We start from the raw sequence: 18,963 nt of genomic DNA on the forward strand, positions 1-18,963 counted from the left end.
GGGTTTACCGCTCTGTGTGTGGATGATAGAAGAGCTCATGCTTCGTTTCCTCCGCGCGCTCGTCCCTATGCTCGCATTGGCTTCGCTGCTCCTCGGAGCCGCGCCTATGACGCGCGCGGGTCACGGATGCGAGGGCATGAGCGCCGCGGCCATGGCGGACTGCCACAAGGCGGTGGGGGATCGCGGCTCGGTCGCCGCGGATGATTGCGCGGCCGTCTCCTGCGCCCAGATTTCGCCCGTCGCCGCGCCGAACGAATCCTTCTTCCTCATCCCCGCCGTCACGGCGAAGGGCAGGGCGCCCGCGGCGAGCGATGCGGACCCCGCCTCGCTTACCGGCGCTCCAGAGCTTCGACCTCCGATCGCCTGAAGCCGCAATCGCCGGCTCCGCCGCTCTCGCGACGGAACGGCCATGTCGCTTCAACGCCATCCGCCGCAGCAGCGGCCGGAGATCGAGATCATGCCTCCTTACGCGCCTATTTTCGGCGCGCTCGCGCTCGCCGCGAGCGTGACCGCATCCGTGCTTCACGCCTCCCATTCCGACGCAGCTCATAGCGACGCCGCCGCGTCCGAACATTCGACGCGCGCCGCCGCGCTCGACGATCCCATTTTGTTCTATCGCGATCCGATGGGCGGGACAGATATCTCGCGCCAGCCGCGCAAGGACGAGATGGGAATGGATTTCCTCCCCGTGCGCCGCTCGCAGCTCGCGCCTTTCGTCGCGAAGCTCCCCGATCCGCCGGCTGCCGCGAGCGAGGAGCCGCTCTTCTACCGCGATCCCATGGGCGGCGACGCGATTTCCGCCGCGCCGCGCAAGGACGGAATGGGAATGGACTTTCTCCCGGTCCGTCCCGCCGATCTGCGCGCCATACTGACGAAGCTCTCCGCCGCGCCGCGCGGGAAACGCATCCTCTACTACCGCAATCCGATGGGGCTGCCGGATGTGTCGGCGGTTCCGAAAAAGGATTCGATGGGCATGGATTACACGCCCGTCTATGAGGGCGAGGATGTCGAGGCCGATGGCGCGCTGCGCATCGCGCCGGGAAAAATCCAGCGCGCGGGCGTGCGCTCGGAGCTGGTGCGCCGCCGGCCGATCGTCGCCGAGATTCGTGCGCCCGGCGCCGTGCAGGTCGACGAGCGCCGCGTCGCCGTCGTGGCGACGCGTTCGGAAGCCTTCATCGAGAAAGTCTTCGAGGCGACGACGGGCGCGCGCGTCGCCAAGGGCCAGCCATTGGCGCGGCTCTATTCGCCGGCCATTGCGGCGGCGGCGGCCGATTATCTCGCCTTTTCCGGCGCGCGCAGCAGCGGCGATCCCAGCCTGCTCGAAGGCGTGCGCCGCAAGCTCGAGACGCTGAACGCGCCGGCGGAATTCATCGCCGAGATCGCGAGGAGCCGGCGCGTGCCGGCGAGCGTCGCCTGGCCCGCGCCGCGCGACGGACTCATTCTCGAGCGCAACGCTGTCGAAGGAATGAAGGCCGAGGCCGGCCAGGTGCTGTTCCGCATCGCGGATCTCTCTGTCGTCTGGGCGCTGGTGGATGTCTCCGAGCATGATTATGCGCGGCTACGCCTCGGCCAGCCGGTCGAGATCAGGGCGCGCGGCCTTCCCGATCGCATCTTCACCGGGCATGTCACGGCCATTTATCCGCAGATCAATCGCGAGACGCGCACGGCGCGCGTGCGCATAGAGCTGCCCAATCCCGATCTGACCTTGCGGCCCGACATGTATGTGGAGGCGCAGATCGGCTCCGGCGATCAAAACGCCGTCGTCGCCGCGCCGGAAAGCGCGGTGATCGAGACCGGCAAGCGCGCGCTCGTTCTGCTCGACAAGGGCGATGGCCGTTTCGAGCCGCGCGAGGTGACGCTCGGCCGTCACGGCGAGGGCTTTGTCGAGGTGAGGAGCGGGCTCGACGAGAGCGACCGCGTGGTGACGGCGGCCAATTTTCTCATCGACTCCGAAAGCAATTTGCGCGCGGCGCTGCAGACTCTCGCCGGCGTGGAGACGGCGCGATGATCGGCCGGCTGATCGCCTGGTCGGCGCGCAATCTCGTTCTCGTGTTCATCGGCGCCGCTTTCGCCGCGGCGGCGGGACTCTATGCGCTGCGCACATTGCCGCTCGACGCGCTTCCCGATCTCTCCGACGTGCAGGCGATCATCTACACGGAATATCCGGGGCAGGCGCCGCAAGTGGTGGAGGATCAGGTCACTTATCCGCTGACCAGCGCCATGCTGACCGTGCCGCGCTCGAAAGTGGTGCGCGGCTTCTCCTTCTTCGGCGTCTCTTTCGTCTATGTGATCTTCGAGGATGGCGTCGATCTCTATTGGGCGCGCTCGCGCGTGCTGGAATATTTGAGCGCCGCCGGCAAGAAGCTGCCGCAAGGCGTGACGCCGACGCTCGGGCCGGACGCGAGCGGCGTCGGCTGGGTCTATCAATATGCGCTCATCGCCAAGGAGATGACGCTCGCCGAGCTGCGCTCGCTGCAGGATTGGACGCTGCGCTACGGCCTCTCCAAGGCGGAGGGCGTCGCCGAAATCGCCAGCGTCGGCGGTTTCGTCAAGCAATATAATGTGGTCGTCGATCCCAACCGGCTGCGCGCGCTGGGCGTCTCGCTGAAACAGCTGCGCGAGGCGATCCGCGCCAGCAACACGGATGTCGGCGGACGCACGGTCGAGCTCTCGGAATTCGAGTTCATCGTGCGCGGACGCGGCTATTTGAAGAGCGCCGCGGATATAGAGCATATCGGCCTGCGCGCGGAGAATGGCACGCCTCTACTGCTGCGCGATGTCGCCCGCGTCGAGCTGGGGCCGGACGAGCGCCGCGGCGTAACCGAGCTCGACGGCGAGGGCGAGGTCGCCAGCGGCATCGCGCTGCAGCGTTACGGCGCCAATGCGCTGAGCGTGGTCGAGAATGTGAAGGCGGCGCTCGCGCGGCTCATGCCTGGCCTCCCCAAGGGCGTCGAGATCGCGACCGTCTATGATCGCTCGCCGCTCATTCATGCGGCGATCGAGACATTGCGCAAGGCGCTCGTCGAGGAGAGCCTCATCGTCGCGATCGTCTGCGCCGCCTTTCTGATGCATATGCGCAGCGCGATCGTCGCGATTCTCATGCTGCCGATCGGCGTGCTCATCGCCTTTGCGGCGATGAAGGCGATCGGCGTCGGCTCCAACATCATGAGTCTCGGCGGCGTCGCCATCGCCATAGGCGCGATGGTCGATGCGGCGATCGTCATGATCGAGAATGCCCATAAGCATTTGGAGCGCGCGTCGCCGCAAAAGCCGCGCCTCGACATATTGATCGAGGCGGCGAGCGAGGTAGGCCCGGCGCTCTTCGTCAGCCTGCTCGTCATCACCGTGTCCTTCCTGCCGATCTTCACGCTGGAGGCGCAAGAGGGACGGCTGTTCGCGCCGCTCGCCTATACCAAGACCTTCGCCATGGCCGCTGCGGCGTTGCTCTCAGTGACGTTGGTTCCGGCGCTGATGGTCGTCTTCGTGCGCGGGAAGATCACGCCGGAAGCGAAGAATCCGATCAATCGCGCCTTGATCTTTCTCTATCGTCCGATCATCGCGCGCGTCCTGAGAGCGAAGACGGCGACGATCCTTCTCGCCATCGTCGCGATCCTCGTGACGATCGTCCCAGCGGGCCGGCTCGGCGGCGAATTCATGCCGACGCTGGACGAGGGCGCCTTGCTCTACATGCCGACGACGCTGCCCGGCCTCTCCGTCACCAAGGCCGCCGAATTGCTGCAGACGCAGAATCGCATCATCAAGAGCTTTCCCGAGGTCGCATCCGTCTATGGCAAGGCGGGCCGCGCGGCGACGGCGACCGATCCGGCGCCGCTCGAAATGTTCGAGACCATCATCGCGCTGAAGCCGAAGGAGCAATGGCGCGCGGGACTGACGACGTGTAAGCTCATCTCCGAGCTCGACGCCGCGCTGCAGTTTCCCGGCGTCTCCAACGCCTGGACCATGCCGATCAAGGCGCGCGTCGACATGCTGGCGACGGGCATACGCACGCCGATCGGCGTGAAAATCTTCGGCCGCGATCTCGCGCAGATGGAAGGTGTCGCGCGTCAGGTGGAGGCCGCGCTGAAGCGCGTGCCAGGCACGGCGAGCGCCTATGCCGAGCGCGTCAATGGCGGCTATTTTCTCGATATCGTCCCCGATCATCCGGCGCTCGCGCGCTATAATCTGATGATCGGCGATGTGCAGGAGGTGATCGCCACCGCGCTCGGCGGCGAGACGGTGACGACGACAGTGGAAGGGCGCGAGCGCTATGGCGTCAATATTCGCTATCCGCGCGAGTTCCGCTCCGATCCGCAGACGATCGGCAGAGAAGTGCTCGTGCCGCTGCCGCGCGGCGGCGCCGCGCCGCTGGAGGAGGTGGCCACGATCGAGCTGACGCGCGGACCAACGTCGATCCGCACAGAGAACGGCCAGCTCGCCGTCTATGTCTTCGTCGATGTGCGTGATCGCGATGTCGCCTCCTATGTCGCCGAGGCGCAGCAGACCGTCGCACGAACGATCGCTCTGCCCGCCGGCTCCTATCTCACCTGGAGCGGGCAGTTCGAATATATGCAGCGCGCCGAGGCGCGGATGCGGATCGTCGTGCCGCTGACGCTCGCGATCATCTTTCTGCTGCTCTATCTCAACTTTCGCCGCTTGACCGATACGTTGATCGTGATGGCGTCGCTGCCTTTCGCGCTCGTCGGCGGCGTATGGGCGATGTGGCTCATGCGCTTCGACATGTCGGTCGCCGCAGCGGTCGGCTTCATCGCGCTCGCCGGCGTCGCGGCCGAGACCGGCGTCGTCATGCTGATCTATCTCGATCAGGCGCTACGTGAGATCGCCGCCGCGCGCGCCGCGCAGGGCTGCGCGCTCACGCGCGCCGATCTTCATGAGGCCATCATGCTCGGCGCGGTGGAGCGCGTGCGTCCGAAGATGATGACGGTGACGGCCATCATCGCCGGCCTGCTGCCGATCCTCTGGAGCTCCGGCGCCGGCTCGGAGGTCATGCAGCGCATAGCGGCGCCGATGATCGGCGGCATGATCTCCTCGACGGCGCTGACGCTCATCGTCATTCCCGCGATCTATGCGCTCGTCATGGGCGCTCGTCTGCCGCACGCGACGATCGCTCATGCGCGCGTGATAGCCGGCTTGGATAAGTGAACGCCCGAATGGCGGCACTCTAGAAGCGAAGATAAATGGAGTCTCATCATCCGACTCGTGTCGCGAGCGATTCGCGGGGAGGGCTCGAATGACGGCGATCATCGGCGCATCGAGCGATCATTGCCTTGTCGCGCCGCCGACATTCGTATCGGCGAATGAGGCGGCGCATCTCGAATTGCGAAGCGATGACAGTGGAAATTGATAAAAGCCGCTCCCTTTCATCGAGCGACAACTGGGTTTTCCATCCGCCCCTCATGGATCGCCTCGTCATCATCGACGCGACCGCGACGCTGGTGCTGGATCTGCTGAAGGCCGGCGTGCCGCAAGAGGAGATCGCGGGCGCTTTCGCAGAGCATTTCGACTTGCCGAATGTCGAGCCCTCGTGCGAGGCATCGGCTTCCTCTTCCATCGAAGGCGATGAGATCGATTGCGGCGCATGGCGTTTCGGCGATGAGGACGTCCGCATCGTGTCGAGCGTGCCGGAGCTGGCGCGAGACTATTTCGCGCGCTTCGCGCATGAGGTCGCCGCGCCGAGCGCGCAGGCTTTGCAGCTGCGGCTATCGACCGACAGCGACGGCTATCGGCTGACGCTGGACGGCGAGAGCAGATGGATCGGCGACACATTGCCGGATCTGATCGCGCGAATGAACGAGCTCTTCCTCGGATGGGAGCATCCAGATGTCGAGCTTCTCGCCCGTTTTCACGCGGCGGCGGTGAGCCGCGATGCGCGCGCCATTCTTCTTCCCGGCTCGAGCGACGCCGGCAAATCGACGCTCGTCGCCTATCTGTCCGGCCATGGATTTTCCTATCTCGGCGATGATCTCATCGGCCTATCGGCGCATGACTGGTCGCTTCGGCCTTTGCCGACGCTGCTCTCGCTGAAATCGGACTCCTGGAAAATATTGGAAGGGCTCTTTCCCGAGCTTCCCGACCGTCCGATCCTGCGCCGCCAGGGAAGCGGCGTGCGCTATTTGGCGCCGACGGCGAGAGAGCGCTCCTCCTGCGCGCCGGCGATGATGCTTTTTCCGGCTTACGCACCCGACGCGGCCGCGACGCTCGCAAAGCTCACGCCGCTGCAGACGATCACGCGATTGCACGGATCGGCGATGGATATCGAAGCTCCCGTCACCGAAGCGAAGATCTCGGAAATTTGCCGCTTCATCAAATCCACTCCCGCCTATGAGCTGCGTTACAGCGATTTGGCGGAGGCGTCGAAGCTGGTGGAGAATGCGCTCGACGCGCATGTCTAGGCGACCGCAGAGCCGATCGATCGCCGCTTCTTCGTTGAGAGTGGCGCGTCGCGCGCCGCCGGCTCACGCCACCGCCAGCCGTTCCGCCAGCTCGGACACATCGTCCCAGCTCAAAAGATGGCGCCCCTCGACTGTTTCCACGAGGACGCCGTCCGGCCCGACGGCGGCCGAAAATTCGACGTCGCCGCCGACCGGGCTCAGATAGATGACGTCGGCCCGCCGCCAATCATATGCGAGAGCGGTGAAATTGCGCGACAATGTTCGGCCTTCCTCGAGAGTCAGGTCGAAATATATCCGCTCGCTCAGCATCATCCGCAACATGTCGCCGAACAGCCGGTTCGGCACGCGCTCGACGAGGGGATAGCTCATGCGTCTCTGCTCGGGTGAAGCGTCTCGGCGGGGCGAGTGAGGAGCCACCACCGTCGTCTCCTCGAAGAGACGCGGCGATGGCCGTGATTACAATGCAATGCCTGCGCCATTCAGGCTCTCGGCCTCGTCTCGCCTAGACGGCGCGAACCTCCTCCGGCTTCGCGATGAATTCCAGGCGGTCGGCGCGATCGAAATCCGCCGCCGCCGCCTCGAGCAGGAAGCGGTTCGGATACCAGAAATTGGCGTAGGGCAGGAACAGATTGCCGAAGGACAGGCTGGCCAGAGGCTCGGTTCCGGCGAGGAGAACGACCTCCACGCCGGCGCCATTGGTCGGCCCGACCGTATTGTCGCCGAATATCTCGAACTGGACCACGAATTTGGCGGATGTAACGCCGCCCTCTGTGGTTTTGATCCCGATGACGCGGAGATCCTGGAAGCGCCGGCCGATCGCGCCATCCGTCAGAAGTTGCGGAAACTCATGCGCGCGCCCCTTCTTGACCTGACTGGCGTCATCCAGCGGGACGCCGAGATCGGCCAATCCTGTGGGCTTGGCGGGCGCCAGCGTCACGACGGTGCGGGTTTCTTGCAATACGGGCAAGGTCGGCTCCTTGTGGTTTCGACGTCGGACCCGACAAATTCGAGGTCCCCGCCGCGCCACGCATTTTGCGCGCCAAATGCCGAGACACGGCTCTCAAAACGGACGAAAAAGGCGCTATCCGAGCCGTCTGGATCGGATAGCGCCACATTTTTCTCACCCCGAAGCCAGAACCTAGCTTCTGACGCCCGAGCCGCTCACGCCCAAGCCGCCTCGCCCAGCGTGGACAAAACGGCGCGCATCGCCTCGCGATTGCTGAGCGTGACATAGGCGTAGCCGCATTCTTCCATCGCGGCTCTCGTCGCCTCGCGCATTTTCGCTAGGCGGCGACGCGACAGGCTCGGGAACATATGATGCTCGATCTGGCTGTTGAGGCCGCCGGTCAGCCAATCGAGGAAGGGCGAGCTCGGCGTGTTGCGCGTCGCGCGCGCCTGCCGGTCGTAGAACCCCTTGGACTCCTTCGCGTCATAGACTTCCATGCCCGTGTGGTTGAGCACGAAGACGAAGGCGAGGATGAAACCGCCGACGAGCTGGGCGCCGAGGAACCAGAGCCAGCCGGTCCAGGCCGGGCCGGGCGTCAGCATCCCCGCGAGCGCGAAGCCCGACACCCAATGGGCGACGCAGAGCGAGGCTTCCCACCATTGCTTGTTCTTGGCCGCGACCTCTATGCTCTGCCAGCTCCAGTTGAAGCGCGCGACCGAGAGGATCGGGAAGAACAGCGGAACCTGAAAGCGGGGCAGAAAGAAGGACAGCGCGCGCCCCAGCCCGGCGCGGCGCGCCTTGGCGTTATATTCCGCGAGCGACTTGTCCCAGACCAGCCAGGGAGGGGAGTCGATGTCGCCGTCGATCGGCGTGAGGCTGCCATCCTCCTCGACGCGGCAAGCGTTCGGGAAAGCGTGGTGAAGCTCGTGCTTCTCGACCCACCATGTCGAGCCGAAGCCCTGGGCCAGCGCGATCAGCCGCAGCTTCAGCCGCGCCTTTGTCTCGCCACGGGGTCCCCACTGGCTATGTGCGACGTCGTGTCCGAGATAGGCCGTCCGCGGATAATGCATGCCGAGGACGAGCAGTCCGACCGCCGCAGCGACGCCGCCCTGCGCGAGCAGCACGAAAGCGAGGACAGGGGCGGCCACCAGCTCCAGGCAACGAAGCGCTTGTTCCCAAAAGGGCACGCTGTAATAGCCTTGCTCATGGGCCCAGCTTCTCAAAGCTGCGATACGCTGGGCTAGGCCTTTCGCGTCCGGGGCGCCGTCTGGAGCATCGAGGGTAGCCGGACTTTCTTGTTGTTGTTGGTTCAATGGAATACCCGGGTAGCACGCTCGGCTACAGTCTGAGGCCGCAGCCTCTGCCTATCGGGCGAAGACGGGGCTTTTGTCAAATTTCTTTCATCGGAGGAGCCGCCGATCGGCGCCGATCCGGCCTCCCGAACAGGGCCTCCGGCCCCGGTTGACCGAGGAAAAACCGCGGTGTCGAGAATTTTTGTCCCCGGGACGCCGGCACGGCGCAGCTCGCGCCGTCCACTGGCCGTGCGAGCGTCGAGCCCTTCAATCTGCACCAGTCCCGCCGCTCTCCGGCGGCCGGCGATCTGTCGTCGCCCTGCCGGAAAGGTCTCGCGACCATCATCGGCGACCGTCGCGTTTTTTACAAAATTTCCAATGCCGAATTTCGACGTTCCGAACGCCGGCGATCCCCGCGCCCGTCAGCCCGGCGCGAGGCCGCGAATGACGCTCTCCGCGAGCCGCTCGATCGTGTCGCGCTCGAACAGGTTCGTCGCATAGATGAGGCTGCCCTTGATCTCGCCATCGTCCAGGGAGACGGAGAGGGTGAGCGGGCGGCGCGCGGCGACACGGTCGGCGGAAGCGCGCGACAGCGTCAGCCCTGAGAATTGCACATTCTGCGGCGGCGCGTCCTCGATCACCAGCGCCACGTCGCCGAGCCGCTCAGCGTCCGGGCCGTGGTCCTCGCGCAGCGCCGATAAGATGTCGCGCCAAGGCGCGTTCTGATTGGCGAGCGCCCCGAGCGTCGCCTCGCGCACGCGCGGCAGCAGCGCCTCCAGCGCGTCGCCGGGCCGCTCTACGCGCAACGGCAGCACGTTCATGAAGGGTCCGAGCATGCGATGCGTCGCCGCATGATGCCGCAGCGAGACCGGAATCGTCAGAGCGAGCGCATTGCCCGAGGCGCGCTCGGCCAGAGCGCTGGCGAAGGCCGCCGTCAATGTCATGGCGAGAGTCGCCCGCTCTTTCGCCGCGAGCGCCTCGGCGGCGTCGACGGCCGCCTGCGGAAAATCGAAACGGAAGACGGCACCTTCCGGGACCATGGCGCCTTCCGCGCGCGGCCGATCGCACCGGATCGGCGCGGGCAGGCCGCTCGCGAACAGCCGCCGAAAATAGGCGGTCTGGCCGCTGCGCAGCTCCGGCGTCAGCCATTGCCGCTCCCATAGCGCGTAATCGGCGTAGGAGAGCGAACGATCGAGAAGCGGAAACAGCTCCATGCCTTCGAGCCCATTGGCGTAGAGCGCGCCGATCTCGCCGAGCAGCATGCGGACGGTCGCGCCATCGGCGAGCGAGCGATGACAGCGCAGCCACAGCAGCCGCTCGCCATCGGCGATCCGCTGCAGCGAGACGCGGATCGCAGGCCGGCCGTCATCGGCGCGAACCGGCTCCAGCGGATCGGGCGCTTCCTCGGGGCCGAGCAGCGTCACCTCGGGCGGCGCCTCCACGATACGCTGCATCGCGCCGCCATCGGCCGAGGGGTCGAGGATGGTGCGCAGAATGGCGTGACGTCGGAAGGCTTCCCTTATGCTCTCGATCTGGCGCTCTTCGTCGAGCGGGCCGAGAATGCGCACGCCGACGTCGATCCAATGCCCCGGCGCGCCGGGAGACGCCAACTCGGCCGCGAGGGCGCCGAGCTGGGCGATAGAGGCCGGCGCGACGGCGCCTGCGGGCGCCGCGACGAATTCCGGCAAAGCGACGGTCGCGCCGCGCCGCGCGCCCTCGAGCCGGGCGGCGAGCGCGGCGAGAGTCTGATCCTCGAAAATGGCGCCGAGCGGCAGTTCCACGCCGAGGCTCTGGTGAATGCGCGCGCGCAATTGCGCCGCCAGCATGGAATGACCGCCGAGCAGAAAGAAGCTGTCATCGGCGCCGACCCGCTCGAGCTTCAGCAGATCGCGCCAAATCGCCGCGAGGCTCTCCTCGTCCTCCGTCCGCGGCGCGACAAAAGCCGTGTCGCGCGCCGCATCACGCGGCGGCGGCGGCAAGGCGGCGCGATCGAGCTTGCCATTCGCGGTCAGCGGCATTTTGTCGAGCGTCACAAAGGCGGACGGAATCATGTGATCGGGCAGAAGGCGGCGCAGATGATTGCGCAGCGCCTGCGCGCTCGGCGCCGGTCCGTCGAAGGTCATATAGGCCGCGAGCCGCGCCTCTCCGTCCATGTCATAGGCCGCGACGGCCGCCGCGCGCATTCGCGGATGATCGAGCAATGCGCGCTCGATCTCGCCGGGCTCGATGCGCACGCCGCGAATCTTCACCTGCTGGTCGTCGCGGCCGATGAAGGCGAGAACGCCGTCCTCCTCACGCCGCACAATGTCGCCGGTCGCATAGAGACGCTGTGTCGTCTCGCCGTCGTCGAAGTCGAAAAAACGCTCTCGCGTCAGCGCGGCGTCGCCGAGATAGCGCAACGCGAGGCAAGGTCCGCCGATGTGCAATTGTCCGGGAACGCCGATCGGCGCGATTCGCTTCTGCGCGTCGAGCACGACCAGCCGCACATTGGCGCGCGGCCGTCCAATCGGCACGATCGCCTGCGAATCGGCGCCCGCGCCCGGACCCACCACATGCAGGCTGACGATGCCTGCGGTCTCGGTCTGGCCATATTGATTCAGCCAGCGCAATTCGTCGCCGACGAGGGCGCGCCAATCGCGGACGAGCGACTGACGCAAAGGCTCGCTCGCGGTGAGCTGCAAGCGCAGCTCATTATCGAGCAGCGTTGCGCGCGCGGTCTGCGGCAGGCTCGCGAGCGCATCGGCGACCCGCCTCAGAACAGAGGGCACCAGATCGATGATCGTCGCCTTGGACGCACGCACGCGCTCCAGCAGAGCGAAGGGATCGCGCCGCTCGTCGTCGCTGGCGATGACGATGCGCGCGCCGGCGGCGAGCGGCGCCAATATCTGCCGCATGGAGGAGGAGAAGGCGCTCGACGCCGTATGCAGAAAGGCGTCGGATGCGACGATTCCCAGCTCCGCGCAAAGAGTCTGCGCATATTCGGCGACGGCGCCATGCGAGATCGCCACGCCTTTCGGCCGACCGGTCGAGCCCGAGGTGAAGACGATATAGGCGGGGTCCGAAGGTGAAGCCAAAGGCTCGAGCGGCGCATCCGACTGGCGCGCGACATCGACGTCGAAAGGCGCGGAGACATCGAGCGCGACATTCGCCTCGGCGAGCATATGGGCGATGCGCTCCCGCGGATAGGATTCGTCGATCGGGACATAGACGGCGCCGGCCTTCATCACGCCGAGCATTCCGACGATCATATCGACCTTGCGTCCCGTGCGCATAGCGACCGCATCGCCGGGGCGAACTCCCTTCGCGCACAGCCAGCGCGCGAGGCGCCGCGCGGCGGATTGCAGCTCGGCATAGGTGAGGCGGCGCTCGCCATCCTCGCAGGCGATATGATCGGCGCGCGCGGCGGCGACGAATTCGAGCAGCTCCGCCACAGTGAGCGGGCCGGGCGGCGGAGCCTCCACGGGCGCGCGGCTCGCGGCGCGCTCTTCCGGCGTCAGCAGCGCGAGCGCGGAGAGGCGCTGCGCCGGATCTGCGAGAACGCCGTCGAGCGCGGCGAGGAAATGCCGCAGCAGACGCTCTATGCGCGGCGCGTCGAAGAGATCGGTCGAATATTCGACATGGCCGGCCATCGCAGCGTCGTCGAAGATGGTGAAGGTGAGATCGCGCTTGGCCGTCTGCGTGTCGATCTCCTGCACGTCGATCTCGAGGCCGGACACGGCGGGCGGCTGCAACCCGCCCTGCAGCAGCAATTGCACGCGATAGAGCGGATTGCGCGAGCCGTCGCGCTCGCGCTCGACGGCGTTGACGACATGATCGAAGGGTGCGTCCTGATGCGCCATTGCAGCTTGAACGCGCGCGCCGAGACGGGCGATCAGCGCGCGCAGGTCGGGGTCGCCGTCGAGAACGACGCGCACCGGCAGGGCGTTGACGAAAAGGCCGATCAATCCTTCGATCTCGAGCCGGCCGCGATTGGCGCTCATCGCGCCGACGATGAATTCGTCCTGGCCGCTGTGACGTTGCAGCACGGCGGCGAGCGCGGCGAGCAGCGGCGAGAACAGGGTCACGCCCTCCGCCTGCGCCAATGCGCGCAGCGCCTTTGCGCGCTCGGCGCCGAGCGCGAAGCGAAGGCGGCGGCCACGAAAGCTCGGCGTGCGCGGCGGCGGCCGATCGGTCGGCAGCGCCAGCGGCGCGACGCCGGAAAGCTCCGCCTTCCAAAATTCGAGCAGCTCGCCCAGAGCCTCGCCGGCGAGCCAGTCGCGCTGCCAGGCGGCGTAATCGGCATATTGAATCGGCAATTCGGGAAGCGGCCAGGGCTCGCCCGTCGCGAAGGCGCGATAGATGGCCGAGAGCTCGCGCAGCAGCACGGCGAAAGACCAGCCGTCGGTGACGATATGATGCATCGTCACCAGCAGAATATGATGCGTCTCGTCGAAGCGCAGCAGACGCGTACGAAACAGAGGCGCATGTGCGAGATCGAATGGCGCGCCGGCCTCGCGCCGCGCCCATTCGGCAGCGTCCGCCTCGTCGCGCACGGTCTCGACGGGCAGCGGAACGTGCAGCGATGCGACGATCTGCGGCTGCGCGACGCCGCGCTCGCTGCGAAACGACGAGCGCAACGACTCGTGCCGCGCGACGATGGCGTCGAGGCTGCGCTGCATCACAGCAGCGTCGAGCGCGCCGCGAATACGTACGGCGGCGGCGATATTATAGGCGCTCGAGCCCGGCGCCAGCTCATGCAGGAACCACAACGCCTCCTGATTGAAGGAGAGCGGCAGAGGCGAACCGTCGCGCGGGCGGCGCGTCATCGGCGGCTGGCGCTTGGCGGCGGCGCCACGCTGCTCTTCCCACCAATCGAGGAGGCGCGTCGCGAGCGTGGCGACATCGGGACTCTCGATGAAGAGCGCGACCGGAATGGCCGCGCCGAGCGCCGCCTGCAAGCGGCTGCGCAGCTCCATCGCAGTCAGCGAATCCATGCCGAGCGCGGCGAAGCCCGCATGCGGATCGACATCCTCGGCGCTCATATGCAGCGCATGGCCGATCTCCGCATTCAGACGCGCGACCACGAGACCGCGCCGCTCCTCCTGCGAAGCCTCGACGAGCCAGGAATCTGCGGAGGGAGCGTCTGCGGACGACGCATCCGCGGAAGAAACATCCGCGGAAGGCTCTTTTTCGCCCGAGCTGGTGAAGGAGTGCGCGTCCCGCCGCACGGACTGGAACCAGAAGCGCTTTCGCTGAAACGGATATTTGGGAAGATCGACCTTGCTGCGCCGCCACGGCGCATCGACGGCGCGAAAGTCGATGCGCGCGCCGGCCGCATAGAGCTGGCCGAGCGCTTCCTCTATCTGGCGAGCGTCAGAGACATCGCGGCGCAGCGAGGCGACCGTCTGCGGCGTCGGCCGTCCCTCGGGCCAAGCGCGCAGCGACATTGCGGCGAGCACCGGCTGCGGACCAACCTCGAGCAAAACGCGGCAACCCAGCTCGCTGAGCGTCTGCGCGCTCTGCGCGAAACGCACCGGCTCGCGCGAATGGCGCCGCCAATATTGGGCGTCCAATCGCGCCGGCGCGGCGAGCGGCTTGCCGGTGCGATTGCAGATCAGCGTGCGCGTCGGCGCCTCGAAAGGCGTCTCTCCGGCGAAACGCTCGAAGGCGTCGAGCGCCGGCTCCAGCAGCTCGGAATGAAAGGCGTGGGAGGTCTCGAGCTCTTCCGTGCGGCGGCCTTCGCCACGAAATGTCTCCGCCAGCGCGCGCACATCCTGCTGCGGACCGCTGACGACGATATGCGCGCCATTATAGGCCGCGATCGAGACATGCGGAAAAAAGGCGAGCCGCGCCTCGACGGCGTCGGCCTCGGCGAAGATCGCCGCCATCAGCCCACCTGCCGGCAAGGCGCCGAATAATCGTCCGCGCTCGGCGAGAAGACGCGCGCCCTGCTCGAGCGTGAAGACGCCGGCCACGCAGGCGGCGGCGTATTGCCCGACGCTATGACCGAGAACCACATCCGGCGCAGCGCCCCAGCTGCGCCACAGATTTGCGAGGCCCATCTCCAGCGCGAATAGCGCCGGTTGCGCATAAGAAGTGTGATTGACGGCGCCGTCCTCGGCGAACATCACTTCGAGCAGCGGGCGCGGAAGAAGATCGGCGATCGCCGCTGCGCATTGGTCCAGCGTCTCCTTGAAGAACGGCTGCGTCTCATAGAGCTCGCGGCCCATCCCGGAATATTGGCCGCCCTGTCCGGTGAAGAGCCAAGCGGTCTTCGGGGGATCGGCCGCAAAGCCGGTGTAGACTCCCGCCGAGTCGCGCCCGTCGGCGAACGCCTCCAGCAGACGCGCGGCCTCGGCTCCGTGCGCGGCGACGATCGCCGCGCGATGCTCGAGATGCGAGCGGCAGACGCCCGCCGAATGGCAGACATCGGCGAATGCGCGCGCCGAGGGCAGCGTCTCGACGCGCTGGATATAGGACTGCGCCAGCGCCTTCAGCGCCGGAACGCTGCGCGCCGACAGCGGCAGCATATGCCAAGGGCGTTCGGCCCGAGGCGAAGCCGCGTCACGCGCGATCTCGGAGCGCGCCGGCGCCTCCTCGAGAATGACATGGGCGTTAGTGCCGGAGAAGCCGAAAGAGCTGACGCCGGCGCGCCGCTTGCGCTCGGAGCGCGGCCAGGGGCGCGCCTCCGCGACGACCTTCAGCGGCAATCGCTTCCACGGAATATGCGGCGAGGGCGTGCGGAAATGCAGATGCTCGGGCAGCAGCTCGTTCTCCAGCGCCTGCGTGACCTTGATGACGCCGGCGACGCCCGCGGCGGCTTCGAGATGGCCGATATTCGTCTTCACCGAGCCGATGAGCAGCGGCCGATCGGGCGCGCGGCCGGGGCCGAGCCCGGCGGCGGCGGCCTGCGCCTCGATCGGATCGCCGAGCGACGTGCCCGTGCCATGGGCCTCGAGATAATCGACATCGGCGGGCATGAGCCCGGCCTGATCCAGCGCCGCGCGAATGACGCGCTGCTGCGCGCGGCCGCTCGGCACGGTGAGCCCGCCCGAGGCGCCGTCCTGATTGACGGCGCCGCCGCGCAGCACGGCGCGGATGCGGTCGCCGTCGCGCAGCGCATCAGAGAGCCGCTTGAGCACGATGACGCCGCAGCCTTCGCCGCGCACATAGCCGTCGGCGGCGGCGTCGAAGGTCTTGCACTTGCCGTCCGGCGCGAGCATGCGCGCGCGGGACATGCTGATCATCAGAGCCGGCGTGAGGATTGCGTTCACGCCGCCAGCGAGAGCGAGATCGCATTCGCGCAAGCGCAGCGCCTGGCAGGCCTGATGGATCGCCACGAGCGAGGAACTGCAGGCCGTGTCGATCGTCACCGCAGGCCCCTCGAGCCCGAGCCGATAGCTGATGCGTCCGGCGCCGGCCGCGGGCGAGGTTCCCGTCGCATAATAGGCGTCGATGGTCTCGGGCGTCATATTGTCGACGAGCAGGCCGAGATATTCATGCGTGCTGACGCCTATCCAGACGCCGGCGCGCGCGCCTTCCAGCTCCGAGGCGGCGACGCCCGCGTGTTCCAGCGCGCGCCAGCCTGTCTCCAGCAGCAGACGATGCTGCGGATCCATGCAGGCGGCTTCGCGCGGCGCGACGCCGAAGAAATGCGCGTCGAAATCATCGATGCTGTCCAGGAGCCCGGCGCGGCGCGTCAGCGATTTTCCCGGCGCGTCAGGATCGGCGTTATAAACAGCCTCGGCGTCCCAGCGGGAGAGCGACACTTCGCCGACGCCTTCGCGCCCGTCTCGCAGCATCTCCCAAAAGGCTTCGGCGTCCGCGCCGCCGGGAAAGCGCGCCTCATAGCCGATGATCGCGATCGGCTCGCGCGTCGCGCCCTCGAGCTCGGCCACGCGACGGCGCAGTGTCTCCAGAGCGACGATCGCCTTTTTCTTGAATTCGAGCTCGCTCATATCGGGTCTCGCGGGTTATTGCGTCGTCGCGGCGAGCTTTTCACAGCATGCCGCGACGATCTCCATCAGCGCCCGCTGTCCGGCCGCCGGGCGAAAGTAGAAATGATCGCCCATGACGAGGCGCCGCTCGAAGCCGCCGCCCGCATGCTTTTCCCATGCGTCGAGCTCGGCCGCCGAGACGATCGGATCGCCGTCGCCGCCCACGGCCGTCACCGCGCAGGGGAGGGGCGAACGCTCGGTCCAGCCGTAAGTCTCGTTGATGGAGAGATCGGCCTGCAGCGCGCGGCCGATCATCTCGACATAATCGGCCTGCTCGAGCAGAGCGACCGGAATATTGCCATGCAGCTTCGCGACGCGGAAAACGACATCGCGCGGCCGAAGATGCGATACGCGCTCCGCCCGCGAGGGCAGATGCGGCGCGACGCGGCCCGAGGCCAGGAAATGCAGGCGCTCCGGCGCCGCGCGTCCCTCGGCGAGCAGGCGATGGACGATCTCATAGGCGAGCAGAGCGCCGAAGCTGTGCCCGAAAATCAGCAGCGGCCGATCGGCCAGCGCCGCGACCGCCTCGGCGAGCGGCGCCACGAGAGCGTCCAGCTGGCGCGCCGGCTCCTCGCGCAGCCGCTGCTCCCGCCCCGGAAGCGAGGCGGCGTAGAGATTGGCGCGGCCGCGCAGCGGCGCGATCCAGGGCCAAAATCCCGTCATGCCGCCGCCCGCGGGCGGAAAGCAGATCATCGTCACTAAAGAGTGATCGTCTGCGGACATACGCTTCAGCCAATCGAGCGAGGCAGGGGTCGGCTCGTTCATGCGGCGCCACGCGCGATCGCGATGTGTCGCAGCGCACACCGCGCTTCGGCGGCGCCTGCTATGGAAGTAGACATAGAAGAAGTCCTGATAGAATCAGACAGGTCGCTCAATGAAACCACCCGCTCATTGGATTATAAGAGCAATATTTCGCAGCGCAGCGCATCGCCGACGCGCTTGGCCGCTTTTGCTTTTTACGCTACAGTCCAAAAGGACGCAACGACATCCGCGGTTTGCGAGCGTCGACGGGGCCTGCCTATTCGCCGTTCGCTACGGTTAACGCCAAAGGAAGCGCCGAATAGGCTCCGCGCTACTTTGGCGTTTGCGCGCGGATGTGCGTCGAGATTTTTTCGTGTCGAAAGACGCCGAGCTTTTTTGTCGAAAGCGATCTTTGGGAAGATGTAGAATGAACGGATCGACGCATGTCGACTTCGAGCACACCGGCCCCGGACGTCCGGCGGGCGAATTGCTGCGGCGCTATTGGCAGCCCGCCTTCGTCTCCGAAGAGCTTCCGGTAGCTCATCCGAAGCCTCTGAAAATTCTGGGCGAGGAACTCACCCTGTATCGGGGCGAGGACAAGGTGGCGCGCATCATCGACGGACGCTGCCCGCATCGCGGGCTCGTGATGTCGGTCGGCAAGGTGGAGGGCGACAGCATTCGCTGCCGCTATCACGGCTGGAAGATCGACCCGACCGGCCAATGCGTCGAGCAGCCCTTCGAGCCCAAGAGCTTCGCGGCAAAGGTGCGCGTGCGCAGCTATCCGGTGGAGGAATATTTCGGCCTGATTTGGGTCTATCTCGGCCCCGCGCCGACGCCGCCCTTGCCGCGCTGGCCGTCGCTCGAGCAATGCGGCTATTTCCACGTCGTCGAATTGCGCAAGTGGAACTATTTCCACGATCTCGAGAACACGGTCGACGATGTGCATCAGCGCTGGGTGCATGCCGAGGGCATTTATCAGGACGCCGCCAACGCCGGGCAGATTCCCGCCGCCACGGCGCTCGAGACCGAATACGGCCTCATGCAATACACATCCTTTCCCAACGGCTATCTGCGCAAGCTCGCGCTCTTCATGCCGAACATGCTCTATTTCACCTCCGGCGCCGGCATGCTGCGCGGATTCAAGAGCTTCTTGTGGAATGTGCCGGTCGATGACGTCAGCCACAAAATGTTCTTCCTTCTCGTCGCGGCGCATTTGTCGCCGGAGGATGGACGCGACGTCGCCGAGGGCGTGCGCTCGGGCATGCGCTATGTCGCCTCCTCCTTGCCGCCCGTCGAGCAGGTGATCCAATCCGTGCTCTCCGGCGAGAAGCGCTGGGAAGACATAGAATCGCGGCCGGATCTTCTGCTCATCGAGGACGGCATCGTCCTCGTGGGCCAAGGAATCATTCCCGATCGCTCGAAAAATCGGCTCGGCGCCTCCGACGCGGCAATCATTTTGCTGAGGAAGCTCTATACGCGGGAAATGTCTCGAATCGAGAAGGGGGAGCAGCCGTCGGCCTTTCCCGGACCACACGAGCCGCTGCTCGCGCAGATCGATGAATTTCAGGCCGAGCCCGCGTGAGCGGGGAGTCAAAAAG

At 66.5% G+C, this 18,963-nt stretch carries 10 protein-coding genes and 1 pseudogene; 5 read left to right on the plus strand and 6 right to left on the minus strand.

Annotated features, from left to right (window positions below):
- The first annotated feature begins 136 nt into the window (after positions 1-136).
- The 4 genes from GYH34_RS19215 (at position 137) to GYH34_RS19230 (ending at position 6,410) form a co-directional block, all read left to right on the plus strand.
- Positions 137-367, plus strand: coding sequence for a hypothetical protein (locus GYH34_RS19215; protein ID WP_244635386.1), 231 nt, complete (start codon positions 137-139; stop codon positions 365-367).
- Between the two features lie 42 nt (positions 368-409).
- A complete protein-coding gene (locus GYH34_RS19220) occupies positions 410-2,008 on the plus strand; it encodes an efflux RND transporter periplasmic adaptor subunit (RefSeq protein ID WP_244635387.1) in 1,599 nt (532 codons plus the stop codon).
- On the plus strand, positions 2,005-5,160 hold the full coding sequence (locus GYH34_RS19225; protein WP_161915221.1) for a CusA/CzcA family heavy metal efflux RND transporter: 3,156 nt from the start codon (positions 2,005-2,007) through the stop codon (positions 5,158-5,160). The genes GYH34_RS19220 and GYH34_RS19225 overlap by 4 nt, the downstream gene beginning before the upstream one ends.
- Before the next feature lie 254 nt (positions 5,161-5,414).
- Positions 5,415-6,410, plus strand: a complete 996-nt coding sequence (locus GYH34_RS19230) for a hypothetical protein (protein WP_161915222.1) — start codon at positions 5,415-5,417, stop codon at positions 6,408-6,410.
- Between the two features lie 63 nt (positions 6,411-6,473).
- On the opposite strand, the gene GYH34_RS19235 is transcribed toward GYH34_RS19230, so the two are convergent.
- The 6 genes and pseudogenes from GYH34_RS19235 to GYH34_RS19255 form a co-directional block, all read right to left on the minus strand.
- Complete coding sequence (locus GYH34_RS19235) at positions 6,474-6,779, minus strand: hypothetical protein (RefSeq protein ID WP_161915223.1); 306 nt, start codon at positions 6,777-6,779, stop codon at positions 6,474-6,476.
- Between the two features lie 133 nt (positions 6,780-6,912).
- Positions 6,913-7,377, minus strand: coding sequence for a hypothetical protein (locus GYH34_RS19240; protein ID WP_174242470.1), 465 nt, complete (start codon positions 7,375-7,377; stop codon positions 6,913-6,915).
- A gap of 194 nt (positions 7,378-7,571) precedes the next feature.
- Complete coding sequence (locus tag GYH34_RS19245) at positions 7,572-8,504, minus strand: acyl-CoA desaturase (protein WP_244635388.1); 933 nt, start codon at positions 8,502-8,504, stop codon at positions 7,572-7,574.
- A 566-nt stretch (positions 8,505-9,070) separates the two neighbouring features.
- On the minus strand, positions 9,071-13,855 hold the full coding sequence (locus GYH34_RS22000; protein WP_256367053.1) for a non-ribosomal peptide synthetase: 4,785 nt from the start codon (positions 13,853-13,855) through the stop codon (positions 9,071-9,073).
- Positions 13,844-16,525 (minus strand): annotated as a pseudogene (locus GYH34_RS22005) (type I polyketide synthase); the annotation flags it as partial. The gene GYH34_RS22000 and the pseudogene GYH34_RS22005, both read right to left, overlap by 12 nt.
- A 75-nt stretch (positions 16,526-16,600) precedes the next feature.
- Entirely contained in the window at positions 16,601-17,389 is a 789-nt protein-coding gene (locus tag GYH34_RS19255; protein ID WP_161915226.1) for an alpha/beta fold hydrolase, read from the minus strand.
- A gap of 403 nt (positions 17,390-17,792) precedes the next feature.
- On the opposite strand from GYH34_RS19255, the gene GYH34_RS19260 reads away from it, so the two are divergent.
- A complete protein-coding gene (locus GYH34_RS19260) occupies positions 17,793-18,947 on the plus strand; it encodes a Rieske 2Fe-2S domain-containing protein (RefSeq protein WP_161915227.1) in 1,155 nt (384 codons plus the stop codon).
- The last annotated feature ends 16 nt before the right edge of the window (positions 18,948-18,963 follow it).

The sequence above is a fragment of the Methylosinus sp. C49 genome (assembly GCF_009936375.1).
Taxonomy (GTDB): Bacteria; Pseudomonadota; Alphaproteobacteria; order Rhizobiales; family Beijerinckiaceae; genus Methylosinus.